This is a genomic window from Streptomyces sp. NPDC050211, assembly GCF_040656035.1.
In the GTDB taxonomy this organism is placed as follows: domain Bacteria; phylum Actinomycetota; class Actinomycetes; order Streptomycetales; family Streptomycetaceae; genus Streptomyces.
Map to the genome: position 1 here is coordinate 203,775 of NZ_JBFALC010000007.1, position 24,566 is coordinate 228,340.

General features: G+C 68.5%; 20 protein-coding genes, 1 tRNA gene and 1 pseudogene. 12 read left to right on the forward strand and 10 right to left on the reverse strand.

Annotation, left to right across the window (positions count from 1 at the left end; genetic code table 11):
* Window positions 1-5: 5 nt before the first annotated feature.
* Window positions 6-1,565, reverse strand: coding sequence for a beta-N-acetylhexosaminidase (locus tag AB0I98_RS10405; protein ID WP_362938256.1), 1,560 nt, complete (start codon window positions 1,563-1,565; stop codon window positions 6-8).
* A gap of 129 nt (window positions 1,566-1,694) precedes the next feature.
* Here AB0I98_RS10405 and AB0I98_RS10410 point away from each other — a divergent pair, with 129 nt between their 5' ends.
* The gene (locus tag AB0I98_RS10410; RefSeq protein ID WP_362938259.1) at window positions 1,695-2,579 is read left to right on the forward strand and encodes a DUF4429 domain-containing protein; all 885 of its coding nucleotides are present in this window, start codon (window positions 1,695-1,697) and stop codon (window positions 2,577-2,579) included.
* A 12-nt stretch (window positions 2,580-2,591) separates the two neighbouring features.
* On the opposite strand, the gene AB0I98_RS10415 is transcribed toward AB0I98_RS10410, so the two are convergent.
* Entirely contained in the window at window positions 2,592-4,151 is a 1,560-nt protein-coding gene (locus AB0I98_RS10415; protein WP_362938262.1) for a metallophosphoesterase family protein, read from the reverse strand.
* A 186-nt stretch (window positions 4,152-4,337) separates the two neighbouring features.
* On the opposite strand from AB0I98_RS10415, the gene AB0I98_RS10420 reads away from it, so the two are divergent.
* Both AB0I98_RS10420 and glmS read left to right on the forward strand, forming a co-directional pair.
* Window positions 4,338-4,595, forward strand: coding sequence for a hypothetical protein (locus AB0I98_RS10420; protein WP_210576728.1), 258 nt, complete (start codon window positions 4,338-4,340; stop codon window positions 4,593-4,595).
* Window positions 4,596-4,607: 12 nt separating this feature from the next.
* Window positions 4,608-6,425 (forward strand): glutamine--fructose-6-phosphate transaminase (isomerizing), encoded by a 1,818-nt coding sequence (glmS, locus tag AB0I98_RS10425; protein WP_362938265.1) that lies wholly within the window; start codon window positions 4,608-4,610, stop codon window positions 6,423-6,425.
* Window positions 6,426-6,575: 150 nt separating this feature from the next.
* Here glmS and AB0I98_RS10430 read toward each other — a convergent pair whose 3' ends face one another.
* Both AB0I98_RS10430 and AB0I98_RS10435 read right to left on the reverse strand, forming a co-directional pair.
* Window positions 6,576-7,142 carry a GPR1/FUN34/YaaH family transporter gene (locus AB0I98_RS10430; RefSeq protein ID WP_362938268.1) on the reverse strand — a complete coding sequence of 189 codons (567 nt, stop codon included), beginning with the start codon at window positions 7,140-7,142 and terminating at the stop codon, window positions 6,576-6,578.
* A 151-nt stretch (window positions 7,143-7,293) separates the two neighbouring features.
* Window positions 7,294-7,821: a universal stress protein gene (locus AB0I98_RS10435; RefSeq protein ID WP_362938271.1), complete on the reverse strand. Its 528-nt coding sequence runs from the start codon at window positions 7,819-7,821 to the stop codon at window positions 7,294-7,296.
* Window positions 7,822-8,138: 317 nt separating this feature from the next.
* Between AB0I98_RS10435 and AB0I98_RS10440 the strand changes: the two genes are divergently transcribed.
* From AB0I98_RS10440 to AB0I98_RS10460, 5 genes and pseudogenes are all read left to right on the forward strand, one after another.
* Window positions 8,139-8,459, forward strand: a complete 321-nt coding sequence (locus AB0I98_RS10440) for a hypothetical protein (RefSeq protein ID WP_210576732.1) — start codon at window positions 8,139-8,141, stop codon at window positions 8,457-8,459.
* Between the two features lie 378 nt (window positions 8,460-8,837).
* Window positions 8,838-10,102: pseudogene (locus AB0I98_RS10445) on the forward strand (helix-turn-helix domain-containing protein).
* Between the two features lie 147 nt (window positions 10,103-10,249).
* Window positions 10,250-10,852, forward strand: coding sequence for an oligoribonuclease (gene orn / locus AB0I98_RS10450; RefSeq protein WP_210576734.1), 603 nt, complete (start codon window positions 10,250-10,252; stop codon window positions 10,850-10,852).
* 115 nt (window positions 10,853-10,967) lie between these two features.
* Window positions 10,968-11,040, forward strand: a tRNA-His gene (locus AB0I98_RS10455).
* A 66-nt stretch (window positions 11,041-11,106) separates the two neighbouring features.
* Window positions 11,107-11,607 (forward strand): GNAT family N-acetyltransferase, encoded by a 501-nt coding sequence (locus tag AB0I98_RS10460; protein WP_362938274.1) that lies wholly within the window; start codon window positions 11,107-11,109, stop codon window positions 11,605-11,607.
* Between the two features lie 2 nt (window positions 11,608-11,609).
* Here AB0I98_RS10460 and AB0I98_RS10465 read toward each other — a convergent pair whose 3' ends face one another.
* Entirely contained in the window at window positions 11,610-12,665 is a 1,056-nt protein-coding gene (locus AB0I98_RS10465) for a LacI family DNA-binding transcriptional regulator (RefSeq protein WP_362938277.1), read from the reverse strand.
* Window positions 12,666-12,994: 329 nt separating this feature from the next.
* On the opposite strand from AB0I98_RS10465, the gene AB0I98_RS10470 reads away from it, so the two are divergent.
* From AB0I98_RS10470 to AB0I98_RS10485, 4 genes are all read left to right on the forward strand, one after another.
* Window positions 12,995-14,314 (forward strand): extracellular solute-binding protein, encoded by a 1,320-nt coding sequence (locus AB0I98_RS10470; protein WP_362938280.1) that lies wholly within the window; start codon window positions 12,995-12,997, stop codon window positions 14,312-14,314.
* Window positions 14,315-14,319: 5 nt separating this feature from the next.
* Window positions 14,320-15,330 carry a sugar ABC transporter permease gene (locus AB0I98_RS10475; RefSeq protein ID WP_362938283.1) on the forward strand — a complete coding sequence of 337 codons (1,011 nt, stop codon included), beginning with the start codon at window positions 14,320-14,322 and terminating at the stop codon, window positions 15,328-15,330.
* Between the two features lie 11 nt (window positions 15,331-15,341).
* The gene (locus AB0I98_RS10480; RefSeq protein WP_362938286.1) at window positions 15,342-16,244 is read left to right on the forward strand and encodes a carbohydrate ABC transporter permease; all 903 of its coding nucleotides are present in this window, start codon (window positions 15,342-15,344) and stop codon (window positions 16,242-16,244) included.
* Between the two features lie 97 nt (window positions 16,245-16,341).
* Window positions 16,342-17,769, forward strand: a complete 1,428-nt coding sequence (locus tag AB0I98_RS10485) for a GH1 family beta-glucosidase (protein ID WP_362938289.1) — start codon at window positions 16,342-16,344, stop codon at window positions 17,767-17,769.
* A 66-nt stretch (window positions 17,770-17,835) separates the two neighbouring features.
* Here the strand turns inward: AB0I98_RS10485 and AB0I98_RS10490 are convergent, their stop codons facing one another.
* The 5 genes from AB0I98_RS10490 to AB0I98_RS10510 are packed head-to-tail and all read right to left on the reverse strand — an operon-like array spanning window position 17,836 to window position 24,345.
* Window positions 17,836-19,842: a beta-galactosidase gene (locus tag AB0I98_RS10490; protein WP_362938292.1), complete on the reverse strand. Its 2,007-nt coding sequence runs from the start codon at window positions 19,840-19,842 to the stop codon at window positions 17,836-17,838.
* Complete coding sequence (locus tag AB0I98_RS10495; protein WP_362938295.1) at window positions 19,839-21,152, reverse strand: glycoside hydrolase family 36 protein; 1,314 nt, start codon at window positions 21,150-21,152, stop codon at window positions 19,839-19,841. Before AB0I98_RS10495 ends, AB0I98_RS10490 begins: the two co-directional genes overlap by 4 nt.
* A 24-nt stretch (window positions 21,153-21,176) precedes the next feature.
* The gene (locus AB0I98_RS10500; protein WP_362938298.1) at window positions 21,177-22,061 is read right to left on the reverse strand and encodes a carbohydrate ABC transporter permease; all 885 of its coding nucleotides are present in this window, start codon (window positions 22,059-22,061) and stop codon (window positions 21,177-21,179) included.
* A complete protein-coding gene (locus AB0I98_RS10505) occupies window positions 22,058-23,035 on the reverse strand; it encodes a sugar ABC transporter permease (RefSeq protein WP_362938301.1) in 978 nt (325 codons plus the stop codon). Before AB0I98_RS10505 ends, AB0I98_RS10500 begins: the two co-directional genes overlap by 4 nt.
* Window positions 23,032-24,345, reverse strand: coding sequence for an ABC transporter substrate-binding protein (locus tag AB0I98_RS10510; RefSeq protein ID WP_362938304.1), 1,314 nt, complete (start codon window positions 24,343-24,345; stop codon window positions 23,032-23,034). The genes AB0I98_RS10505 and AB0I98_RS10510 overlap by 4 nt, the downstream gene beginning before the upstream one ends.
* Between the last annotated feature and the right edge of the window lie 221 nt (window positions 24,346-24,566).

Genomic DNA, 24,566 nt, shown 5'->3' on the forward strand with positions numbered 1-24,566 from the left:
CCGAGTCACCAAGGCACCTGCGGCGACCGGTAATACCCGATCCCCAACGCCTCCCACCGCGCCCCCTGCGCAGCAAGCCGCACCTTGTACTCATCCCAGTCATGCGTGGAAGCCGGCGACCACCCCAACTCAGCCACCCCCGCCAACCGCGGAAACGCCATGTACTCGATATCCGCGGACTTAGTGATCGTCTCGCTCCACAACGGCGCCTCAACACCCCGGATCGCAGAGGCCGGCGCCCCCGCGAGATAGTCACCGGGATCCCAGTCATACGACCGCCGCACCTCGACGTACCCCGCCCACGACAACCCCAGCGGCGTATTCGCGTCGTACTTCATGTCGAGGTAAATCCGGTCGGCCGGCGACAGAATCAGCCCCGTCCCATTCCGCGCCGCCGCAGCAACCTGCGCCTTCTCCTCCGCACTGGTGGAGTCGAGCCCCCAGTACTGCGCAAGCGCCCCCTTCACCGGAGTGGCCCCGGTCAGCTGATGCCAACCCACCACGGTCTTCCCATACTTGGCGACGATCGGCTGCACCCGGTCCATGAACTTCACATAGTCCGCATGACTCGTGGAATGCGCCTCATCCCCACCGATATGCAGATACCGCCCCGGCGTGATCGCCGCCAGCTCCCGCACCACGTCGTCCACGAAGTCGTACGTGATCTCCTTGTCCACGCACAGCGAGCTGAAGCCGACCTCCGTGCCGGTGTACAGCGGCGGAGCCACACCGTCGCAGTTCAGCTCGGCGTACGAGGCCAGCGCGGCGTTCGTGTGGCCGGGCATGTCTATCTCGGGGACGACCTCCAGATGGCGGGAGCCCGCGTACCGGACGATCTCCTTGTAGTCGGCCTTGGTGTAGTAGCCACCGGGGCCACCGCCGACCTGTGTGGAGCCGCCGTACGTCGCCAGCCGCGGCCAGGAGTCGATGGCGATGCGCCAGCCCTGGTCGTCGCTGAGGTGCAGATGCAGCTTGTTCATCTTGTACAGGGCGAGCTGGTCGATGTAGCGCTTGACCTGGTCGACGGTGAAGAAGTGCCGGGAGACGTCGAGCATGGCGCCGCGCCAGCCGTACCGCGGGGTGTCCTTGATCGTGCCGCCGGCGATCAGCCAGGGCCCGGGCTGCACGGAGTCCTTCTCGACGGCGGCGGGGAGGAGCTGACGCAGGGTCTGGACGCCGTGGAAGAGCCCGGAGGGCCCCGCCGCCGTGATGGTGACGCCCTTGCGTCCGCTGTCCAGGCGGTAGCCCTCCGCACCGAAGGAGCCCTTGCCGAGCCGGAGTTGGATGCCTCCGGAGCCATACGTCGTGACCGGCAGTCGATAACCGGTCGAGGGACGCAGGACGTCCGCCAGATACTCGCCGACCCGGCGTGCCTCGCGCGAGCCGTCGACACGGATGCGGGTGGAGTCGGTGATGCGGTACGGCGATCCGCCCGCGTCGACCGAGGCGGGGGCCGGGATCACCCGGTCCAGCGGCGTCGCGGCGGCCCGCGGGGCCGGTGCCGCGCCGACCGCCACGGCTCCGGCCGCCGTCACCAGCAGCAGCGAACCGAGGAGCCGGAACATACGGGGAGTCGTTCTGTGGTGCCGTCTCACATGCGCTCCCTTCAGGATTGCTCTCAGGATTACGCTCAGGATTGCCTTCAGGATTGGTAGAGACCACTCTCTCGCAGAAGCGATGAAACAATCCCTCCCATGGCGGAAATCATCCAGAAGGACGGCACCTGGGCCTTCGACGGCGACGCCCTGCGACTGACCCCAGGACGGGACAAGAACGTCAGCCTGCTCCGCAAGACCCTGGGTGAACTGGTCGTCCCCCTGGGCGCGTTGGCGGGCATCTCCTTCGAGCAGGGCAGGAAGTCCGGGCGGCTCAGGCTCCGGCTGCGCGACGGCGCCGACCCGCTGCTGCACGCCACCGGCGGGCGGCTGGCCGAACCCCACGACCCCTATCAGCTGATCGTCGACTCCGACCGCTACGGCGTCGCCGAGTACTTCACGGACGAGGTCCGCAACGCCCTGCTCCTGGACGAGGTGCCGTCCGACCCCGTCTCCGAGTATCTGCTGCCGGGCCCGGCGGTCCCGCTGTCGGTCTCCGCGGGCGACGGCACCGCCGGCTTCGACGGCGAGCGCATCCGCCTGGAGTGGAACTGGAAGACCGAGGACGCCAAGGCCGCCGCCGGCACCCGCACGCTCACCCTGTCCGACCTGACCGCCGTCGAATGGCACCCGGCGGCCGGCCTGGAGAACGGCTATCTCCGCTTCACCGTGAAGAACGCCCCCACCAAGGCCCCGCCCAAGTACGACCCCAACTCCGTCGAGCTGTGGGGCTTCAAGAAGGACCCGCTGATGGCCCTGGTCGCGGCGGCGGTCCAGGCCAGACTTCCGCATCCGGCCCAGGCCGCCGCCGTCGACGTACACGACGCACGACCGGAAGTGCCCTCTCCTCCGGTGGCCTCCGCCGAGGACGACCATGACGCCCTCCTGCGCCGGCTGCGCGAACTCGGCGAGCTGCACCGGTCGGGCGTGCTGACGGACGAGGAGTTCACCGTGGCCAAGCAGGCGATCCTCAAGCGGATGTGAGCGGCGTGAGGGCTACTTCGCCCTGCGCGCCACCGTGAAGTGGTCGATCCGGTCACCGGTCTCGGCGATGCCCGACACCTTCAGCCTGGCGTAGTGGCCGCGCGGGGCGGGCTCTACGTCCACGCGCAGGAACGAGTAGTTGAGGTAGCGCACCCGGGACCAGGCGACGGTCTCATCGACCTTGCCGTCCTTGGTATTGACGAACGAGGCCACGGAGTCGACCTCGTGCGGGTGCCCCTCGTAGGAGTCCGGCGCGCTGAACGCGTACAGGCTGCGGCCCGCCGCGCCGGCCGTCACATAGACGACGCCCTCGGTCTCGGGGTAGGCCGTGTCGCCGATGGCGAGCTTCTTGGCGACCTTGTTCCCCTTGATGACGTCGGTGCGCTCGTACTGGTGGTTGTGGCCGTTGATGACCAGGTCCACCGTGTATTTCTCGAACAGCGGCACCCACTCCTGGCGCACGCCGCCCTCCGAGGCATGCGAGGTGGATGTGCAGTAGGCGCAGTGGTGGAAGAACACGACGATGAAGTCGATGTCGTGCGCGGCCCGGTACTTCTTCAGCTGCGCCTCGAACCACGTGGTCTGGGTGCCGCCGGAGATGCCAAGGTTGGCGGGGATCTCGTACGACACGTCGTTCGGGTCGAGCGAGATGACCGCGGTGTTGCCGTAGACGAAGGAGTACACGCCCGGCAGATTCGCCTTGTCCGGCCCGTTGTCGGGGAGCGTGAAGCGGGCCTCCTCGCCGCCGTAGCCGTTGGGCGAGTACCAGGCTTCCATGTCGTGGTTGCCGTAACTCACCATCCATGGCACGGACTTGGCGACCGACTCGGTCTGGGCGAGGAACTGGTCCCACACCCGCGAGTCGAAGCCGGTGTCGGCGCTCTTGCCCGCGCCGGCCGGGTCGGCGTAGGCGATGTCGCCGGCGTGCAGATGGAAGACCGGGTCCTGGCCGAGGATCAGGCTGTCGTTGGCGAGGCCGTGGTAGCTGACGCCCTGGTCGCCGAAGGCGGTGAAGGTGAACGGCTTCTTGTGGTCGGGCGCGGTGGTGAAGGTGCCCAGGGTGCCGAGCAGATGCGGCTCGGCCGGGTCGAAGCCGTCGTGGCCGACGCCGTAGTAGTACGTCCTGCCGGGGCGCAGATGGGTCAGCTTGGCGTGCATGTAGTACTGGGTGTGGTCGGCGCTGACGCCGACGCCGGCCGGGGTGTAGAGGGTGCGCACCTCGGCGTCGATCTTGCGGGAGAGGTCCCAGGGGCGGGCGCCGATCCGGATGAACGGCTTCTTGACGGCGACCGGGACCTGCCAGGAGACGGTCATCTCGGTGCGCGCGTCGTTGCCGTAGGCCAGGTGGCGGCCGAAGGGGGCGACGAGCGCGCCGTCGACGGTCGCGGTGCTCGTCCGCTGCGTCGGCACCGCGGCCTGGGCGGTGGCACCCGGTACGAACGCGCCACCCGCGACGGCGCCGAGCGTGACGGCGCCGCCTCTGATCATCGTGCGCCGCGAGAAACGCGTGCGCAGGTACTCATGCTGCTCGGCCATGCTCATGCGCTCGGCCAGCCGCTCCGGTACTCCCATGCGAGGAATGTCCATGGCGACTGAAACTCGTCCCCTTGGGCAACGAGCCGAGTGCTCCCGGATGGACAGCTCACGAACAGGTGTCCATGACGGATTCAACGTTCTCCCAAAGAGATTCAACAGGCCAATGCCCGATATCGGGCAGGATTCTTGCGAAAGCGCCGCCGGTACCCCAGGATCTACCGGGTGCACGACGAACTCGTTGATCATCTGACGCGCTCCACGCCCCTCAGCCGGGGCGAGGCGCTGCGCGTGATCCAGGACGTGCTCGCCTACTTCGACGAGACGACCGAGGACTACGTCCGTCGCCGCCACCGTGAGCTGCAGGCCCAGGGCCTGGTGAACGCGGAGATCTTCGAACGGATCGAGGCGGACCTCACATACAGGGCGGTCGCACCCCCGGAGCTCACCCTCCGGCAGCTGCGCCGCATCGTCTACGGCTAGGAATACCTCTACATGTGCGGAATTGTCGGATACATCGGCAAGCGTGACGTCGCTCCCCTGCTCCTGGAGGGCCTCCAGCGGCTGGAGTACCGCGGCTACGACTCGGCCGGCATCGTCGTGACCACCCCCAAGTCCTCCGGGCTGAAGATGGTCAAGGCCAAGGGCAGGGTCCGCGATCTGGAAGCCAAGGTGCCGGCCCGCTTCAAGGGCACCACCGGCATCGCCCACACCCGCTGGGCCACCCACGGCGCCCCCTCCGACGTCAACGCCCACCCGCACCTCGACGCCGAGGGCAAGGTCGCCGTCGTCCACAACGGCATCATCGACAACGCCTCCGACCTGCGCCGCAAGCTGGAGGCCGACGGCGTCGAGTTTCTCTCCGAGACCGACACCGAGGTCCTCGTCCACCTGATCGCCCGCTCGCAGGCGGAGAAGCTCGAGGACAAGGTCCGCGACACCCTCCGCGTCATCGAGGGCACCTACGGCATCGCCGTCCTTCACGCCGACTTCCCCGACCGCATCGTCGTCGCCCGCAACGGCTCCCCGGTCGTCCTCGGCATCGGCGAGAAGGAGATGTTCGTCGCGTCGGACATCGCGGCCCTGGTCACCCACACCCGGCAGATAGTGACGCTGGACGACGGCGAGATGGCCACCCTCAAGGCCGACGACTTCCGCACGTACACGACGGAGGGCACGCGTACGACCGCCGAGCCGACCACGGTCGAGTGGGAAGCGGCGTCGTACGACATGGGCGGCCACGACACCTACATGCACAAGGAGATCCACGAGCAGGCGGACGCCGTGGACCGCGTCCTGCGCGGCCGCATCGACGACCGCTTCTCCACCGTGCACCTCGGCGGACTCAACCTCGACGCCCGCGAGGCCCGCCAGATCCGCCGCGTCAAGATCCTCGGCTGCGGCACCTCGTACCACGCGGGCATGATCGGCGCCCAGATGATCGAGGAGCTGGCCCGCATCCCCGCGGACGCCGAGCCCGCCTCCGAATTCCGCTACCGCAACGCGGTCGTCGACCCCGACACCCTGTACATCGCGGTCTCCCAGTCCGGTGAGACGTACGACGTCCTGGCCGCCGTCCAGGAGCTGAAGCGCAAGGGCGCGCGGGTGCTGGGCGTGGTGAACGTCGTCGGCTCGGCGATCGCCCGCGAGGCGGACGGCGGCATCTACGTGCACGCGGGCCCCGAGGTCTGCGTGGTCTCGACGAAGTGCTTCACCAACACGACGGTCGCCTTCGCGCTCCTCGCCCTGCACCTGGGCCGCACCCGCGACCTCTCTGTCCGCGACGGCAAGCGCATCATCGAGGGCCTGCGCAAGCTCCCCGCCCAGATCGCCGAGATCATGGAGCACGAGGGCGAGATCGAGAAGCTGGCCCAGCAGTACGCCGAGGCCCGCTCGATGCTCTTCATCGGCCGAGTCCGCGGCTACCCCGTCGCCCGCGAGGCCTCCCTGAAGCTCAAGGAGGTCTCCTACATCCACGCGGAGGCCTACCCCGCCTCAGAGTTGAAGCACGGCCCCCTGGCCCTCATCGAGCCCGCCCTCCCCACGGTCGCCATCGTCCCCGACGACGACCTCCTGGAGAAGAACCGCGCCGCCATGGAGGAGATCAAGGCCCGCAGCGGCAAGATCCTCGCAGTGGCCCACCAGCACCAGGAGAAGGCCGACCAGACGATCGTAGTCCCGAAGAACGAGGACGAACTGGACCCGATCCTGATGGGCATCCCCCTCCAACTCCTCGCCTACCACACGGCATTGGCACTCGGGCGGGACATCGACAAGCCGAGGAACCTCGCAAAGTCAGTAACGGTGGAGTAGTAGGCCTGTTTTTAGGGGCGCGGGGAACTGCGCGACAAGCCCCCACACACCCGCAGAGGCCACACAACAGAACGGACCCCCACGTGCCGCCACCAAGCACGGGGGGTCCGTCCATTCGCCGGGGGCCGCCCAAACCCCCAGCCTGCGCAGCTAGCCGTGGGCCGTCACGCCCCGACCGGCAGCACGCCCTCGCAGCGCCGTCGGCCAGTGAGCCAAGGCCGCAGTCGCCGCATACCAAGCCACTGCCCCTGCCGCGACAGCGAACCACCCACCCACCTTGGTGAGCCCGTCATTGTCGGCGAAGTTGGCGATAGCCATGAGCACCAGGGCGACGAAGAACAACCCGTACATCCCCTGACCGAGCTGATCGCCACCCGCGAGGGTGAGCGTCAGCGCCACCAGGGCGAAGAGCAGCAGGAACAACCCGGCCGCGTTGGCGGAGACTTGGGCGTCAGCGGAGACGGCCCACGTGAACCAGAGCGCACCGAGCGCACAGAGCGCCGTACCACCGACGGAGTCCCTGTCCCGGAAGGCCATGAGGCCGGCGACGAAGAGGGCAACACCGCCCACATACTGGGCGATTGATACGGCGTCAGCAGCTGACACACCGTCGATCACATCGGTGTACCCCAGCCCGAAGGCCAACAGGGTGATTCCCAGGGCGAGTCGGCCGACCACGGTAGTGATTCCGCTTCCCGCAGAGACGTCGTTGTCCACGGCGGGCTCCCTTCATACATGTGCAGTTGTGCGGTGACCGATATATGCCCTTCACAAGGGCACAAACACCTCTACGCACGAGTAGTTTTACGCTCTGCACAAAGAAGGTCCGGCCGCGCCAACGGCACATCTCACCTGGGACAACGGCGAGTTACGGAATGACAACGACGGGCCGCTTCGCACGCTTGGCGAGCCTCCCGGCAACGGACCCGAAGATCCGTCCGACGATGCCCTGCGTGGACCCGACGACGATCGCGTCCGCCTCGTACTCCCGCCCGACCTCTTCGAGTTCATGGCAGATGTCGCCGCCGCGCTCGACGAGGATCCAGGGCACCTCGGCGAGATAGTCCGCACAGGCGAGCTCAAGACCGAGCACCTCGGTGCGATGGTCCGGGACGTCGACGAAGACGGGTGGCTCGCAGCCGGCCCACACGGTGGTGGGCAGCCGGTTGGCCACATGGACGATGATCAGGCCCGACCCGGAGCGATGGGCCATCCCGATGGCGTACGCGAGGGCGCGCTCACTCGAGGTGGAGCCGTCGAAGCCGACGACGACGCCGTGCTTGAAAGCGGGATCGCAGGAACGGCGTGACTCTTCCGCCGCCAGGGGATCGGCCGCCGTGTGGTCGGCGACCGGCCGCTTGCGGTCCGCGGGTTCGAAGAATTCGTGACCGGCCATGGCTGTCTCGGCGTTGTGATCCTTTTGGGAGGGACGACAGTGTGCGGCGGAGCTGTGTCCGGGAATCATCTTCCCAACCCCATACCCCCAAGGGTACGGCGGCACGCCTCCTTAAGCCCAGATCCCGCGCAACCTCCGCGGGGGTTCCAGGGAGCATGCACGAGGCCACGCCCGTAACGCAATGGTTGCTGCGCCGTACAGGCGGTTTGCACAGCATTCACTTACCCGGCCTGCGCGGGGCCGGAGCAGCACGTACAGTGACCGACACCTCGAACAGGCGTTGAACCCGGCGACCGACCAACCCCCGGGAGCACGCAATGTCCGGCCCACGTTCCACCCCCGAGGCCCCCCACTCCCAGGACACCGCGACCGACGTGGTCCGCTGGGCGGCCTTCAGCTGTGTACTCGTCCCCGTCGTCCTTGTCGTGTACGGCACCTCGCTCGCCGGCGCCACGGGTACGGCCCTCGGCCTGGCGGCCGTCACCGCCGTCTGCCGGGTACTGCTGCGCCAGTCCGAACGCAGCGCCGCCCGACCGCTCACCGACGAACCCGCACCACACCGGGGCCGTCACCACAGGAGCGGAACGGGGGCCCATCGAGGCGGACGTCACACTGGGGGAAACTCACCGGTCGACTGACCGGTTTCCGCACCCGGAACCGCTTCTTTTCAGCCAACTTCTGGCCACCGCACGCCCCTTGCCCGGAGCACCCCCCACGCCCCGTTCCACCTGCACGGAAAGGGCCTCGAAGGGCGTGCGCACCCTACAGGGATTGGCCACTGCGACGAGGCGCACTTCCCTGCACGCCCCGCGAGTGCAACGCTTCGTGATCGAATGCTTCACGCCAAGTTGCCAAGTCGACAATGTGCCGGGTGATGAACTGGTCACCCCGGCACCACGGGACGCAGTAGATTCGATCTTGACTGTCTTACGGCGGGGGACTCGTGCAGGACCGAGGGGAAACGTGCAGGAGCGACACAACCGAGGAGCCGCGACCACCGAGGGGGGCTTAGCAGTATGAGCCACGACTCCACTGCCGCGCCGGAAGCCGCGGCCCGGAAACTTTCCGGGCGACGCCGCAAGGAGATCGTCGCGGTGCTGCTGTTCAGCGGCGGCCCCATCTTCGAGAGTTCCATACCGTTGTCGGTGTTCGGAATCGACCGCCAGGACGCCGGCGTACCGCGCTACCGACTGCTGGTGTGCGGTGGCGAAGAAGGACCGCTGCGGACCACGGGGGGCCTGGAGCTCTCCGCACCGCATGGCCTGGAAGCGATCTCGCGGGCGGGCACGGTCGTCGTGCCTGCCTGGCGCTCGATCACTTCCCCGCCACCGGAGGAGGCGCTAGAAGCACTCCGCCGGGCACACGAAGAGGGCGCCCGCATCGTAGGGCTGTGCACCGGCGCCTTCGTACTGGCGGCGGCCGGCCTGCTGGACGGCCGCCCCGCGACCACCCACTGGATGTACGCGCCGACGCTGGCCAAGCGCTATCCGTCGGTGCACGTCGACCCACGGGAACTCTTCGTGGACGACGGCGACGTACTGACGAGCGCGGGCACCGCGGCCGGAATCGACCTGTGCCTGCACATCGTGCGGACGGACCACGGCAACGAGGCGGCGGGCGCGCTCGCCCGGCGCCTGGTGGTCCCGCCGCGCCGGAGCGGCGGCCAGGAGCGCTACCTCGATCGATCTTTACCAGAGGAGATCGGCGCCGACCCGCTGGCCGAGGTCGTCGCCTGGGCGCTGGAGCACCTCCACGAGCAGTTCGACGTGGAGACGCTCGCCGCGCGCGCGCGTACATGAGCCGTCGTACGTTCGACCGCCGGTTCCGCTCGCTGACCGGAAGCGCCCCGCTGCAGTGGCTGATCACGCAGCGGGTGCTCCAGGCGCAGCGGCTGCTGGAGACGTCGGACTACTCGGTGGACGAGGTCGCGGGCCGCTGCGGCTTCCGTTCGCCGGTGGCGCTGCGCGGGCACTTCCGCCGCCAGCTCGGCTCGTCGCCCGCGGCGTACCGGGCCGCGTACCGGGCGCGCAGGCCACAGGGCGAGAAGCCGGTGGACACCGACGGAGCGTCGGCCTCGACCGGCTCACCGGGCTCCCCGAGCCCGGCGCCCGCGCTCCATTCGGAGGGCCCCGGCCCGGTCCCGATGCAGACCCGCCGTACAGCGGCGGCGAGCGCGGTCGGACCGTCGCCGTCGCTGGCGGCGACCGCGTCCGGCGAGCACGTCCGTGAGGCGTATGCGGGAAGCCGGGCGACATTGCCGGGGCAGCGCAGCGGATCGTAGGCCGATGTCGATGGTGAGGGGCGTGGAATCTCCACGCCGGGGAATCTCCACGCCCGGAGATTTCCGCGCCCCTCACCACCGCGCCCGGCGTGAGCCCGGCGCCACCGCGGGGCCCTCATAAGCGGAGGTCGGCTTTAGGGTGGTCGCATGAACGATCGTATGGTCTGGATCGACTGCGAGATGACCGGCCTCTCGCTGTCCGACGACGCGCTCATCGAAGTGGCCGCCCTCGTCACCGACTCCGAGCTGAACGTGCTGGGCGAGGGTGTGGACATCGTCATCCGTCCGCCGGACTCCGCGCTGGAGACGATGCCGGACGTGGTGCGTCAGATGCACACCGCCTCCGGACTGCTCGACGAGCTCCCGGCCGGCACGACTTTGGCGGACGCCGAGGAGCAGGTGCTCGCCTACGTCCGGGAACACGTCAAGGAGCCCGGCAAGGCCCCGCTGTGCGGCAACTCCGTCGGCACGGACCGCGGTTTCCTCCTGCGGGACATGCCGAAGGTCGAGGAGTACCTCCACTACCGCATCGTCGATGTGTCGTCGATCAAGGAGCTGGCCCGGCGCTGGTACCCGCGCGCGTACTTCAACAGCCCCGAGAAGAACGGCAACCACCGCGCCCTCGCCGACATCCGCGAGTCCATCGCGGAACTGCGCTACTACCGCGAGGCCGTCTTCGTCCCCCAGCCCGGCCCCGACTCGGACACGGCGAGGACGATTGCCGCGAAGTACGTTCTGCCTGCTCAGTAGGCAGGTCAGGGGCGTTGAGTGGGGCGCCGCGAAAGCCAGGCGCGAGCACCCCTTCGGACCCTGTACACTTTTTCTCGGCCGGTCGGGGAGAACACTCGTCGAACCGCCGGTCATGGTGGGTGTAGCTCAGCTGGTAGAGCACCTGGTTGTGGTCCAGGATGCCGCGGGTTCGAGTCCCGTCACTCACCCTGAGTAATCAGCCGGTGACTTCGAGAAATCGAAGCCACCGGCTGATTCCGTTTCCGGGGGTCCTGTTGCACACCGAACCGATCCACACCGCCCGCCTCGACCTCCTCCCCCTGCGCGTCGAGCACGCACTCGAGATGGCCGCCGTACTCTCCGACCCGGCCCTGCACACCTACATCGGTGGCACTCCGAGCACCCCCGAAGCTCTCCGCACCCGCTACGAACGCCTCGTCGCCGGCTCCCCCGACCCGGCCGTCTCCTGGTGCAACTGGGTCCTGCGCCGCCGCACCGACTCCCACTTCATGGGCACCGTCCAGGCCACGATCACGGGGCCGACCGCGGAGATCGCCTGGGTCGTGGGCACGCCGTGGCAAGGACGCGGTTATGCCTCCGAGGCGGCGCGAGGGCTTGTGGCCTGGCTACGGGAGCGATCCCCGGGGCTCACGGTGATCGCCCACATCCATCCGTCCCACCACGCCTCGGCCGCTGTGGCCAGGGCCGCCGGCCTGTCTCCCACGGACGAGGAACACGACGGCGAGGTGCGGTGGCGGCTCTCTCCGCACCGATGACGTCATGACGACGTGCGCGGCACCAGTTCCGTCGCCAGGACCAGTTGGTGGCGCTCCAGGCCTCGGGAGGCCGGGGGGCGGCGGTCGGCTATTTCGGTGAGGAGGAGGTCGATCATGGTGCGGCCCATTTCCTCTATGGGCTGGCGGACGCTGGTGAGGGGCGGGTCCATGTGGCGGGCGATGGCGGAGTCGTCGTAGCCGACGAGGGCGACGTCGTCGGGGATGCGGCGGCCGGCCTCGCGGAGGACCTGGCGGGCGCCGGCCGCGGTGACGTCCGAGGCGGCGAAGACGGCGTCGAGGTCGGGGCAGCGGTCGAGGAGCGCGGCCATCGCCCGGTGGCCGCCCTCCTCCGTGAAGTCGCCGGGTTCGATGAGGCGATCGTCGGCCTCGTGGCCCGCGTCGCGCAGGGCGTCGCGGTAGCCGTCGACGCGGCGCTGGGCGCCGTAGACGTCCTGACGGCCGGTGATGTGGGCGATCGTGCGGCGACCGCCGGCGAGGAGGTGCTCGACGGCTGAGCGCGCGCCGCCATAGTTGTCGGAGTCGACCGAGGTGAGCGTCTCGGCGGCCGACCTGGGGCCGCTGATGACCGCGGGTATCTCCAGTTGGGCGAGGAGGTCGGGGAGCGGGTCGTCCGCGTGGACCGAGACCAGCAGGACGCCGTCGACGCGGTGGGCGGCGAGGTACTGGGCCAGGCGGGCGCGCTCCCGGTCGCTGCCCGCGAAGATCAGCAGCAACTGCATCTCGGTGTCGGAGAGTTCGGCGCCGACGCCCTTGAGGATGTCCGAGAAGTACGGCTCCGAGAAGAAGCGCGTCTCCGGCTCGGGGACGACCAGGGCGATCGCGTCCGTCCGGTTGGCGGCGAGGGCGCGGGCGGCCGTGTTCGGGACGTAGCCGAGCTCCGCGACCGCCGCCTCGACGGCCGCACGGGTGGCGTCGCTGACCCGGGGCGAGCCGTTGATCACCCGGGAGACCGTGCCCCGGCCGACTCCGGCGCGGGCGGCGACCTCTTCGAGGGTGGGCCGACCACCGCTTCGGCCCCGCGCTCCATGGATTGCCATGTGGCTCCGCCTTTCCGCCGTCACCGCGCCGGCCTGGAATCTAACAGTCCCGGCTGGGATGGTGACTTTCCGAGCCGCCCCCGACGGGCCGGGCCCTGCCGCCGAGGTCCAGTTAACGTCCCGATAACTGAACGCATATCTCCGCGCCCGCTCCCTTGACACCCCCGCTCGGACCGACGAGTCTTCAACACATCACCTGTGGGAGCGCTCCCACAGTACCTGACACATACACATCCCGCACGTTCCCCGCCCGAGCCGCAGCGAGAACTAACGGGCCCAACAATGCCGTTGGCCGGGGGGTCGGCACGTCAGGGCAACAGGAGGACGCAATGCGAGCACGTACCCGAACCGCCCGCAGGGCGGTAGTCCTCGCGGCCGTCGCGTCGCTGGGCGCCGGGCTGCTGGCCGGCTGTGCCGACGACGGAAACGACGACGGAGGCTCGTCGTCGGAGGGCGGCGGCGGAGGCAAGACCAAGATCACCCTCGGGCTTTTCGGCACCGCGGGCTTCGAGGAATCCGGCCTGTACAAGGAGTACGAGAAGCTCCACCCGGACATCGACATCCAGCAGACCGTCGTGGAACGGAACGAGAACTACTACCCGGCGCTCATCAACCACCTCACCACCAACAGCGGTCTCCAGGACATCCAGATGGTCGAGGTCGGCAACATCGCCGAGATCGTCGAGACCCAGTCGGACAAGCTGCTCGACCTGTCGAAGTACGGCAAGAAGAGCGACTACCTCGAGTGGAAGTGGCAGCAGGCCACCACGAAGGACGGCCAGACCATCGGTGTCGGCACGGACATCGGACCGATGGCCATTTGCTACCGCACGGACCTGTTCAAGGCGGCCGGTCTGCCCACGGACCGCGAGGAAGTCGGCAAGCTGTGGGCCGGCAGCTGGGACAAGTTCGTCGACGTCGGCAAGCAGTACCAGGACAAGGCGCCCAAGGGCACTACCTTCCTGGACTCCCCCGGCGGTCTGATCCAGGCGATCCTCAGCGGTGAGAAGGACCGGTTCTACGACTCGTCGGGCAAGGTCATCTACAAGACGAACCCGGCCGTGAAGGACGCCTTCGACCTCACCGCGCAGGCCGCCGAAGACGGGCTGATCGGCAACCAGACGCAGTTCCAGCCGGCCTGGGACACGACGATCGCCAACAGCAAGTTCGCCGCGATGTCCTGCCCGCCTTGGATGCTCGGCTACATCAAGGGCAAGTCGAAGCCCGAGTCGGCCGGCAAGTGGGACATCGCCCAGGCGCCGAAGTCCGGCAACTGGGGCGGCTCCTTCCTGACCGTGCCCAAGTCCGGCAAGAACACCGAGGAGGCGGCGAAGCTGGCCGCCTGGCTGACCGCGCCCGAGCAGCAGGCCAAGCTGTTCGGCGTACAGGGCAGCTTCCCGAGCACCCCGGCCGCGTACGAGTCGACCGAGGTGACGAGTGCGAAGAACGACATGACTGGTGACGCGCCGATCGGCACGATCTTCGCCCAGGCCGCCGAGAACATCCCCGTGCAGACGATCGGCCCGAAGGACCAGATCATCCAGCAGGGCCTGACCGACAACGGCGTCATCCTGGTGACCCAGGGCAAGTCTCCCGAGGAAGCCTGGAAGAACGCCGTCAAGACCATCGACAACAACCTGGACCAGTGACCCGTATGACCACTGGGCACGAAACCGCTGCCGCGCCCCCCGCCAAGGAGGGGGGCGCGGCCCCGGCCCGCCCGCCCGCGGGACCCCCGGCCGACGAGCGCCGCCGAGCCCGGCTGTCGCGCCGCTGGCAGCGGGACATGCGCTGGAGCCCGTACGCCTTCGTTTCCCCGTTCTTCTTGCTGTTCCTCGCGTTCGGTCTGTTCCCGCTGATCTACACCGGCTGGGCCTCGCTGCACCAGGTGGAGTTGACCGCGCCCACTGACATGAGCTGGGTGGGGATGCGCAACTACACGCGCATCTTCGAGGACGACTTCTTCTGGAACGCGGCGAAGAACACGCTGACCATCGGGATCATCTCGACCGTCCCGCAGTTGCTGATGGCGATGGGCCTGGCGCACATCCTCAACTACAAGCTGCGCGCCTCGACCTTCTACCGGGTCGCGATGCTCGCCCCGTACGCGACATCGATCGCCGCCGCCTCGCTCGTCTTCGTCCTGCTCTTCGGCCGTGATTACGGCATGATCAACTGGGCGCTGAACCTCGCCGGCATCGACAACATCGACTGGCAGAACGACAAGTGGGCCTCGCAGATCGCGGTCTCCACGATCGTCATCTGGCGCTGGACCGGCTACAACGCGCTGATCTATCTGGCGGCGATGCAGGCGATCCCGCAGGACCTGTACGAGTCCGCGGCCCTGGACGGGGCCAACCGCTGGCAGCAGTTCTTCCATGTGACGCTGCCGTCGCTGCGGCCGACGATCCTGTTCACGGTGGTCGTCTCGACCATCGGCGCCTCCCAGCTCTTCGGCGAGCCGCTGCTGTTCGACGCCAACAAGGGTGCCTCCGGCGGAGCCCAGCACCAGTTCCAGACGCTCGGCCTGTATCTGTACGAGCAGGGCTGGGTCAACCAGCACCTCGGCCGTGCCTCGGCGATCGCGTGGACGATGTTCCTGATCCTCATCGTCATCGGGATCGTCAACTACGTCATCTCGCGCCGGCTGCGCGCCAGTAGTTAGGAGAACCGGCCGTGACGACGACACTGAATCCGCCGACCCCGCCGGAACAGAAGCCGGGGCGCGTACGGCGCCCCAAAGCCGCCCGTGCCGGCGGCACCCTGCACGCCGGGCCGATCGCGTACCTCATCCTGGCCCTGTTCACCATCGGCTCGCTGTTCCCGCTGGTGTGGACGGCGATCGCCGCCTCGCGCGACAACCAGCGGCTGGCACAGAACCCGCCGCCGTTCTGGTTCGGCTCCGGCCTGTTCGACAAGCTCGAAATCGCCTGGACCGACGCCAACTTGGGCGAGGCGTTCATCAACACCACGTTCGTGGCGGGGGTTTCGGCGATCACCATCGTCACCCTGTCCACGATCGCCGGGTTCGCCTTCGCCAAGCTGCGCTTCAAGGGCCGCAACGCCATGATGCTGATCGTGATCGGCACGATGATGGTGCCGCCGCAGCTGAGCGTGATCCCGCTGTACATGATGGTCGCCAAGCTCGACTGGTCCGACCAGCTGCAGGCGGTGATCCTGCCCTCGCTGGTGAGCGCGTTCGGGGTGTTCTTCATGCGGCAATACCTGATCCAGGCGCTGCCGGACGAATTGATCGAAGCGGCCCGGGTGGACGGCGCGAGCAGCTGGCGGGTGATCTGGCACATCGTGTTCCCAGCGGCACGCCCCGCGATGGCGGTGCTCGGCATGCTGATGTTCGTCCAGACCTGGAACGACTTCCTGTGGCCCTTCCTGGTCCTGACCCAGAACGGCAACCCGACCGTGCAGGTCGCGGTCGCGGGCCTGGGCCGCGGCTACACGCCCGACCAGTCCCTGATCATGGCGGGCGCATTGCTCGGCACGCTGCCGCTGCTGGTGGTCTTCGCGATCTTCGGCAAGCAGATCGTCGGCGGCATCATGCAGGGCGCTGTCAAGGGCTGACCTCCTGCTTTCCAGGGGGCCGGGTCACCGCCGCCTCGGCCCCCCTTCCCTCCCCTCCTACCCGTCGGTCTTCACGACCTCCAATGGGAGCGCTTCCATGCCTGAGCCCGAAACGCCCGTCTCCTTCCCTCCCGCCTTTCTCTGGGGTGCCGCGACCTCCGCGTATCAGATTGAGGGGGCGGTGCGGGAGGATGGTCGTACGCCCTCGATCTGGGACACGTTCAGTCATACGCCGGGCAAGACGGCCGGTGGTGAGCACGGTGACATCGCTGTCGACCACTACCACCGGTATCGCGAGGACGTCGCGATGATGGCCGAGCTGGGCCTGACCGCGTACCGCTTCTCGGTGTCCTGGTCGCGGGTGCAGCCGACGGGCCGGGGCCCGGCCGTCCAGAAGGGACTGGACTTCTACCGCCGGCTGGTGGACGAGCTGCTGGCGGCCGGCATCAAACCGGCTCTCACCCTCTACCACTGGGATCTGCCGCAGGAGCTGGAGGACGCGGGCGGCTGGCCGGAGCGGGACACGGCGTTCCGGTTCGCCGAGTACGCGCAGATCGTCGGCGAGGCGCTCGGCGACCGGGTGGAGCAGTGGATCACCCTCAACGAGCCCTGGTGCAGCGCCTTCCTGGGCTACGCGTCGGGGGTCCACGCGCCGGGCCGCACGGACGCGGCGGCGGCGCTGAAGGCGGCGCACCATCTGAACCTGGCGCACGGCCTGGGTACGTCCGCTCTGCGTACGGCGATGCCCGCCCGCAACTCCGTGGCGGTGAGCCTCAACTCCTCGGTCGTCAGGACGGTGTCCGAGGACCCGGCCGACCTGGCGGCGGCCCAGAAGATCGACGACCTCGCCAACGGCGTCTTCCACGGCCCGATGCTGAACGGCGCCTACCCGGACACGCTCTTCCCGGCCACGTCGTCCGTCACCGACTGGTCGTACGTCCTGGACGGCGACCTGGCCCTGATCCACCAACCGTTGGACGCGCTTGGCCTCAACTACTACACACCGGCGCTGGTTTCGGCCGTGGAGCCGGACGCGAGCGGCCCGCGGGCAGACGGCCACGGAGCAAGCTCGTTCTCCCCCTGGCCGGGCGCGGACGACGTCGCCTTCCACCAGACCCCGGGCGAGCGCACGGAGATGGGCTGGACGATCGACCCGACCGGCTTGCAGGATCTGATCATGCGCTACACACGCGAGGCCCCGGGCCTGCCGATCTACATCACCGAGAACGGCGCGGCGTACGACGACAAGCCCGACCCCGACGGCCGCGTCCACGACCCCGAGCGGATCGCCTACCTCCACGGCCATCTGACCGCCGTACGCCAGGCGATCACCGCCGGCGCCGACGTCCGCGGCTACTACCTGTGGTCCCTGATGGACAACTTCGAGTGGGCCTACGGCTACGGCAAGCGCTTCGGCGCGGTCTACGTGGACTACTCCACGCTGGAGCGCACGCCCAAGTCGAGCGCCCTGTGGTACGGGGAGGCAGCACGCACGGGGAGCCTGCCGGCCATACAGGGGGACTGAGCGGGGGCGGGGCGCGGCATGCGGTGGGGGCATGCCGCGCCTCGGTCTGTTCAGTGCGGCTGCCTTTTAGTGGGGCTGCCGCACCACCGCGATCTCCCCCGGCGCTACCTCGACCATGCCCGACATGACCGGCTTCCCGGTGAGGAGTTCGGTGGCGTCGGCGGAGACCTGGACCTCGGCTCCCTTTCCGGCGTGGTCGATGAGGAAGAGGTAGTCGGCGTCCGTGCCGCGCCGCAGCACCGCTTCGATGCCCTCGGGGACGGCGTCCAGCACCGGTCGTACGCCTGCCTCGGTGCGGATGCGGTCCAGGAGGGCGGTGAGGGTGTCGGGGTCGGGGCGGGTGGAGACGTACCAGGTGGTCCCCGTGCCGTGGGAGTTGCGGGTCACCGCCGGGACACCGGCCAGGGGCCCGTCCGTGTACGAGGCCACCGCCTCGGCGCCTTCCAGGCGGACGCGCTCCGACCACAGGGTTGCGGTCGCGTCGCCGCCGAGGCCGATCTTCTCGCCCGGCAGCAGCGGGAAGAGCTCGTCCGTGCGGACGCCCAGTGCCTCGCGGAACGCGCCGGGGTAACCGCCCAGCCGTACATGGCAGTTCTCGTCGACCATCCCGGTGTGGAAGCCGACGGCCAGGGTGCCGCCGCGTTCGGCGAAGCCGGTGAGGTTGGCGGTGCCCGTGTCGTCGATCAGGTAGAGGCTGGGAGCGAGGACCAGGCGGTACGACGACAGGTCCGCGTCCGGGCGTACGAAGTCCACGGCGACGCCGGCCCGCCACAGGGGCTCGTACCAGGAGCGGACGAGGTCGAGATGGCGGACCGTCTCGCTGGGCTGGGAGGGGAGTTCGAGGGCCCAGCGGGCGTCCCAGTCCCAGGCGATGGCCACCTGCGCGGTGCCGGTGGTCCCGCGTACCTCGGCCAGTGCCTTCAAGTCCGCGCCGAGCCGGACCACGTCACGCCAGATCTGGCTGTCCGTGCCCGCGTGCGGCAGCATCGCCGAGTGCCACTGCTCGGCGCCCGCCTTGGCGGCCCGCCACTGGAAGTAGGCGATGCCGTCGGCGCCGCGGGCGACATGGGCGAGGGCGTTGCGGCGCAACTCGCCCGCGGTCTTGGCCCGGTTGACCGGCTGCCAGTTCACCGCGCCCGTCGAGTGCTCCATCAGCAGCCAGGGGCCGCCCGCGAGTGAGCGCATCAGGTCGCCGCTGAGGGCGATGTCGATCTCTGACTCGGGGTCGGTGGAGCGGAGGTAGTGGTCGTTCGAGACCACGTCCAGCTCCGGCGCCCAGCGCCAGTAGTCCAGGGCGTCGAAGTTGTACATCACCATGAAGTTGGTGGTGGCGGGCAGAGACGGGGCCGCCTCGCGCAGGACGTCCCGTTCCGCCTTGTACAGCGACAGCAGCGCGTCGCTGCAGAAGCGGCGCCAGTCCAGCTGGTGGGTCGGGTTGGGGACGGCGCCCGTCGGGCGGGGCGGGATGATCTCGTCCCAGTCGTAATACCACTGGCTCCAGAAGGTGGTGCCCCAGGCGTGGTTGAGGGCCGCGAGGTCGTCGTACTTCGCCCTCAGCCATACGCGGAACGCCGCCGCGCTCTCGTCGCAGTAGCACTCCGCGTTGTGGCAGCCGTACTCGTTGTGGACGTGCCACATCACCACGGCCGGGTGGTCGGCGTACCGCTCGCCCAGCGCGCCCGCGATCCGCAGGGCGGCCTCGCGGTAGGCGGGGCTCGACGGGCAGAACGTCTGGCGGCTGCCGTACGACAGCCTGCGCCCGTCCTTGTCGACGGGCAGCGCCTCGGGGTGCTTGCGGAAGAACCACGCCGGGGGTGCGGCCGTCGGGGTCGCCAGGTCGGCGGCGATGCCGTTCGCGTGGAGCAGGTCGAGGATCTTGTCCATGCGGGAGAAGTCGTACTCACCCTCGGAGGGCTCCAGCAGCGCCCAGGAGAAGATGCCGACGCTGACCATGGTCACGCCGGCCTCGCGCATCAGGCGTACGTCCTCGGCCCAGACCTCTTCTGGCCACTGCTCGGGGTTGTAGTCGCCGCCGTAGGCGATGCCCGGAAGGTTCAGTGCGCGCTTGGTCATCGGGCAACTCCGCTCAGGAGACGGCGTGTTGTGGTCACGCCCCACTCGTCGAGCGACAGCAGGCGGTCGCTGGACGCCATCAGGCCGCCCGTCGCCTCCACGTGCGCCGCCCAGCGTTCGCGGGTCTCGACCGCGGGGCGGGCCATCAGGCAGTCGGGGTCGTTGATCCAGAGGCGGCTGTGCTGCCACTGCCGTCCGACGCCGGTGAACTCGGCGGCGTCCTGGCCGGGCTGGCTGAAGTCGTCCGCCTTGGGGCGGCGGTAGGGCGCGGTGTCCGCGCTGACGCGCATCGCGTCGAACAGGCCGATGGAGGGGAGGATCGGGGCGCCGCAGCCCAGCAAGTAGGCGTCGTCGCCGATCGCCTCGCGGATGAGGGTGATGCCCTCGCGGTACGCGGTGAGCGGGTCCGCGCCGGAGTGTCGTACGCCGTCCAGGGCGCCCGCGTAGAGGAAGTCGACCTTGAAGTAGTCGTAGCCCTCGGTGCGGAGCGTGCTGAACACCTCGACCAGGTAGGCCGCCGCCTCCGGGTGGGTGGTGTCCAGGGCGTACAGGTCGTGGCCCCAGTTGACGCCTGCGTGCAGGGGCGCGCCGTCCGCGTCGCGCACCAGCCAGTCGGGCCGTGTGGCGGCCAGTTCGCTGCTCGGGTCCACCAGGAACGGTGCCGTCCAGATGCCCGCCCGGCGGCCCCGGGCGCGGATCGCGTCGGCGATGCCCGCGCGGGAGCGGAAGCGGCCGGAGAGGGTGAGCCAGTCGCCCAGCTTGCTCTGGTAGCCGTCGTCGATCTGGACGACGTCGATGGGCAGGTCGAGGGTGTCCATCGCACGGAGGTTCTCGTGGATGTCGTCCTCGGTGACGTCGGTGAAGTACTCGTACCAGGAGCACCAGACGGTCGGCGCCGGGCGCGGGGCCGGTACGCCGAAGCCGGCGGCCCAGTCCGCCAGCACCGACTGGATGTCCGTCCCGGTGAACAGCTTCACCGGTCCGTCGGCGCTGATCTCCGCCTGGTCGCCGTGGACGGTCAGCCGGATGGACGGGACCGAGTGCTGCGGGTCCGGCGCCGCCCACAGCCGGACCGGGGAGCCGTCGCCCGGGTCGAGCGCCAGCAGGCCCTCCCCCTGGAAGGTCCCGGCGGGGACGGTGACGCCCGGGCGGTAGCAGACCGTCGCCCAGTTGTCGTTGGTCGGGCGGTGGGGGGTGTCACCGAGGGCGTAGGCGCCGCTGGGGCTCCAGGACTGCCAGCCCTCCTCGTGGACGCGGGCTGTGCGCGGGTCCACGGGGACGGTGGCGACCGGGGTGAAGGGGTTGTGCACGGGGTTCTCTTTCGGGAAAGGGGGTCAGCCCTTGTTGGCGCCGAGCGTGAGGCCGCTGACGAACTGCCGCTGGAGCACGAAGTACACGATCAGCGTCGGGATCGCGGTGAGCAGGGCGCCGGCGGCGACCAGGTTGGGGTCGGTGAAGTACGCCCCGGTGAGGTTGTTCAGCGCCGAGGTGATCGGCATGTTCTCGCCGGTGGAGATCAGGACGAGGGCCCAGAAGAAGTCGTTGTAGATCCAGATGGACAGCAACGTCGCCAGGGCCGCCATCGCCGGACGGCACAGCGGCAGCACGATCTGCCAGTACATGCGCCACACCGAGGCACCGTCGACCAGCGCGGCCTCGGTCAGCTCGTGCGGCAGCGAGCGCATGTAGTTGCTGAGCACGAAGGCGCAGAAGCCGGACTGGAACGCGACGTGGATGAGGACCAGGCCGAGCGCGGAGTCGTACAGCTTGCCGGACATGGTGATGCCGGGCAGGTCGATCAGCAGGAACATCCGGTACAGCGGGGTGATGATGACCTGCTGCGGGAGCAGGTTGCCGGCCGTGAAGACCAGCAGCAGCGCGATGTTGAGGCGGAAGTCGAAGCGGCTGACGTAGAAGGCGACCATCGACGACAGGAACAGCGTCAACAGCACCGCCGGCACGGCGATGATCAGCGTGTTGACGAAGTAGTGGCTCATGTCCGACTGCGTGAACGCGTTGGTGAAGTTGTCGAAGTTCAGCGTGTCCGGCCAGGACACGTATCCCTTCTCACTCGTCTCCGCGTACGGCCGCATCGCCGAGTACAGCGCCCACAGCAGCGGCCCGAGCCAGGCCAGGGAGGCACCCGCGAGGAACAGGTGCAGCAGGATCCGGGCGGGGCGGATGGGCGTACGGGCCTTGGTCACGACGGTGGTGCTCATGCGCGCCGCTCCTTCCGGAAGGTGGCCACCAGGTACGGAATGATCACGACGAGCGAGATCAGCAGCAGGACGACCGCGATCGCGGAGCCGTATCCGATGCGGCTGGACTCGCCGATGATGTTGTTGGTGACCAGGATCGAGAGCAGCTCGGTGCCCTCTGCGCCCTTGTTGAAGACGAAGACCAGGTCGAAGGCGCGCAGGGCCTCGATGATGGTGACGACCAGGACGACCGTGTTGGTGGGGCGCAGGGTGGGGAAGATGACGTTCTTGAACGTCTGCCACTCGTTGGCGCCGTCCAGCGAGGACGCCTCCCGGAGAGAGGGGTCGACGCCCTTCAGGCCGGCCAGGTACAGGATCATCATGTAGCCGGTGTGGCGCCAGGACGCGGCGATGAGGATGGCCCAGAGGTTGAGGTCCGGGTCGCCGATCCAGTCGATGTACTTGCCCGGCTCGTTGGCCCCGATGATGCTGTTGATCAGGCCGGTGTCGGGGTTGTAGATCAGCTGCCAGACGAAGCCGATCACGGCCATCGACATGACGACGGGCAGGAAGAACGCCGTCTGGTAGACGCGGCTGAACCGGATCTTCTTGTCCAGCTGCACGGCCAGGAACAGGCCGAGCGGTGTCGGGATCGCGATCAGTACGACGAACCAGATGACGTTGTGCTGGACGGCGGGCCAGAACTGCGGGTTCTGCTCGAACAGTTCCTTGAAGTTCTGCAGCCCGACCCACTGGATCGAGTCGAAGCCGATGCCGTCCCAGGTGGTGAAGGCCAGCGCGATCGAGGCGAGGGCCGTCACCCAGACGAGGGCGATGTGCAGGATCGTCGGCAGACCCGCCATGAAACCGAGGGTGATCCGGTCACGGCGGGTGAGCAGACGGCGGTGGCCGTGGGAGGCCTTGGGCGCGGGGGCAACGCCCGGAGGCGGCACGGCGGCCGCCTCCGGGATCTCCTTGGTGGTTTCGGTTGTCATGACTGGGCGAAGATCGTCTTCTTCTGGCGCTCGATCGAGGACAGCAGGCTGTCGACGCCCTTGGGGTCACGGATGAACTTCTGCAGCGCGGGCTGCATCACGGTGGAGGTGAAGTCCGGGCGGCTGTCGCGGTCCATGAACTGCGTCAGCGACTTGGCGCCGGAGATCATGTCGTACGCCTTCTTCTGGATGGCGGTGTACGACGACGTGTCGGCCTTGGTGGACGCGTGGACCACGCTCGGGTCGGACTTGAGGTAGATGTCCTCGGCGTCCGGGGTGCCCAGGTACTCCAGCAGCTTGACGGCCTCGGCCTTGTTCTTCGGGCTCTTACTCATCATGAAGCCGTCGGTCGGCGCCTCGACGGTGTCCTGCCCGTACGCCGGGTCGATCTCCGGGAAGGCGAAGAAGTCGAGGTCGTCCAGGTCCGCCTTGTTGGTGAACTGCTGCGCCACGAAGGTGCCCAGGATGTACATGCCGGCCTTCTTGGAGGCCAGGGTCTGGGCGGCGTCCTGCCAGGTGCGGCCGACGGCGCCTTCCTGGTGGTAGGGGAGGATCTCGGCCCACAGGTCGAAGACCTTGCGCACCTTGGCGTCGGTCCAGGACGCCTTGCCCGCCATCAGCTCGACATGGAAGTCGTAGCCGTTCTGGCGGAAGTTGATCTGGTCGAAGGTGCCGAGCGCGGGCCAGGCGTCCTTGTCGCCGAAGGCCATCGGGACCAGCTTGTCCTTCTGCATCTGCTTGCACAGCGCCACGAAGTCGTCCCAGGTGGTGGGGACTTCATAGCCGTACTGCTGGAAGACGCTCTTCCGGTAGAAGACCGCCCAGGGGTAGCTGTACAGCGGCACGAAGTAGTACTTGCCGTCCTCACCCTTGCTGAGCTTCTGCATCGCCTCGGGGAAGTTCGCCCCGATGGTCTGCCACACGTCGTCGATCGGCGTGGCGAGGCCCTTGGCCGCGAAGAACTGCATCCGGTACCCGGCGAACCAGGTGAACACGTCGTCCGGCGTGCCCTGGAGGTAGGAGTTGATCTGCTCCTGGAAGGTGTTGGAGTCCTTGGTGTTCACGTCGACCGTGATGCCGGACTTCTTCTTGTAGGCCGCGTAGATGTCGGCGAACGCCTTCTTCGGCACCGGGTCCGACGCCTTCGAGCCCAAGCTGACCGTCTTCGGATCGGCGGCCGTACCACTGCCGCCGCACGCGCTGAGCAGGGGTATGCCGGCACCGAGCACGGCCGCGCCGCCTATGCCGCGCAGCAGGGTGCGACGGCTGGGCGCGGGGAGGGCGAGGCCCGAGGGGGAGAGATCGTGCATGAACGGCTCCAGGGGTGAGGGTTCGACCATGAGCGAGCCGCGTCGAGTTCCGTCGTAATCACTCAGAAACCAACTTGACCGAACATGGGTGGCGTAATAACAGCCGTATGTCCGGTCATGCGTCAAGGGTTTGCGGCCCCAGTTGTCGAAACGTAATCGACATCACCGAGGGCCCCATGGGTGACCGACAGGGGGCGCATAGAGGGACGTATGGGGCGCGC

Bases quoted from the DNA above. Each gene is read 5' to 3' on its own strand.
- AB0I98_RS10500 (WP_362938298.1), bottom strand. From the start codon at position 22,061: ATGAGCACCACCGTCGTGACCAAGGCCCGTACGCCCATCCGCCCCGCC.
- AB0I98_RS10510 (WP_362938304.1), bottom strand. From the start codon at position 24,345: ATGCACGATCTCTCCCCCTCGGGCCTCGCCCTCCCCGCGCCCAGCCGT.
- AB0I98_RS10410 (WP_362938259.1), top strand. From the start codon at position 1,695: ATGGCGGAAATCATCCAGAAGGACGGCACCTGGGCCTTCGACGGCGAC.
- AB0I98_RS10470 (WP_362938280.1), top strand. From the start codon at position 12,995: ATGCGAGCACGTACCCGAACCGCCCGCAGGGCGGTAGTCCTCGCGGCC.
- AB0I98_RS10505 (WP_362938301.1), bottom strand. From the start codon at position 23,035: ATGACAACCGAAACCACCAAGGAGATCCCGGAGGCGGCCGCCGTGCCG.
- glmS (WP_362938265.1), top strand. From the start codon at position 4,608: ATGTGCGGAATTGTCGGATACATCGGCAAGCGTGACGTCGCTCCCCTG.
- AB0I98_RS10405 (WP_362938256.1), bottom strand. From the start codon at position 1,565: ATGTTCCGGCTCCTCGGTTCGCTGCTGCTGGTGACGGCGGCCGGAGCC.
- AB0I98_RS10490 (WP_362938292.1), bottom strand. From the start codon at position 19,842: ATGACCAAGCGCGCACTGAACCTTCCGGGCATCGCCTACGGCGGCGAC.
- AB0I98_RS10485 (WP_362938289.1), top strand. From the start codon at position 16,342: ATGCCTGAGCCCGAAACGCCCGTCTCCTTCCCTCCCGCCTTTCTCTGG.
- orn (WP_210576734.1), top strand. From the start codon at position 10,250: ATGAACGATCGTATGGTCTGGATCGACTGCGAGATGACCGGCCTCTCG.
- AB0I98_RS10440 (WP_210576732.1), top strand. From the start codon at position 8,139: ATGTCCGGCCCACGTTCCACCCCCGAGGCCCCCCACTCCCAGGACACC.
- AB0I98_RS10465 (WP_362938277.1), bottom strand. From the start codon at position 12,665: ATGGCAATCCATGGAGCGCGGGGCCGAAGCGGTGGTCGGCCCACCCTC.
- AB0I98_RS10475 (WP_362938283.1), top strand. From the start codon at position 14,320: ATGACCACTGGGCACGAAACCGCTGCCGCGCCCCCCGCCAAGGAGGGG.
- AB0I98_RS10415 (WP_362938262.1), bottom strand. From the start codon at position 4,151: ATGGGAGTACCGGAGCGGCTGGCCGAGCGCATGAGCATGGCCGAGCAG.
- AB0I98_RS10435 (WP_362938271.1), bottom strand. From the start codon at position 7,821: ATGGCCGGTCACGAATTCTTCGAACCCGCGGACCGCAAGCGGCCGGTC.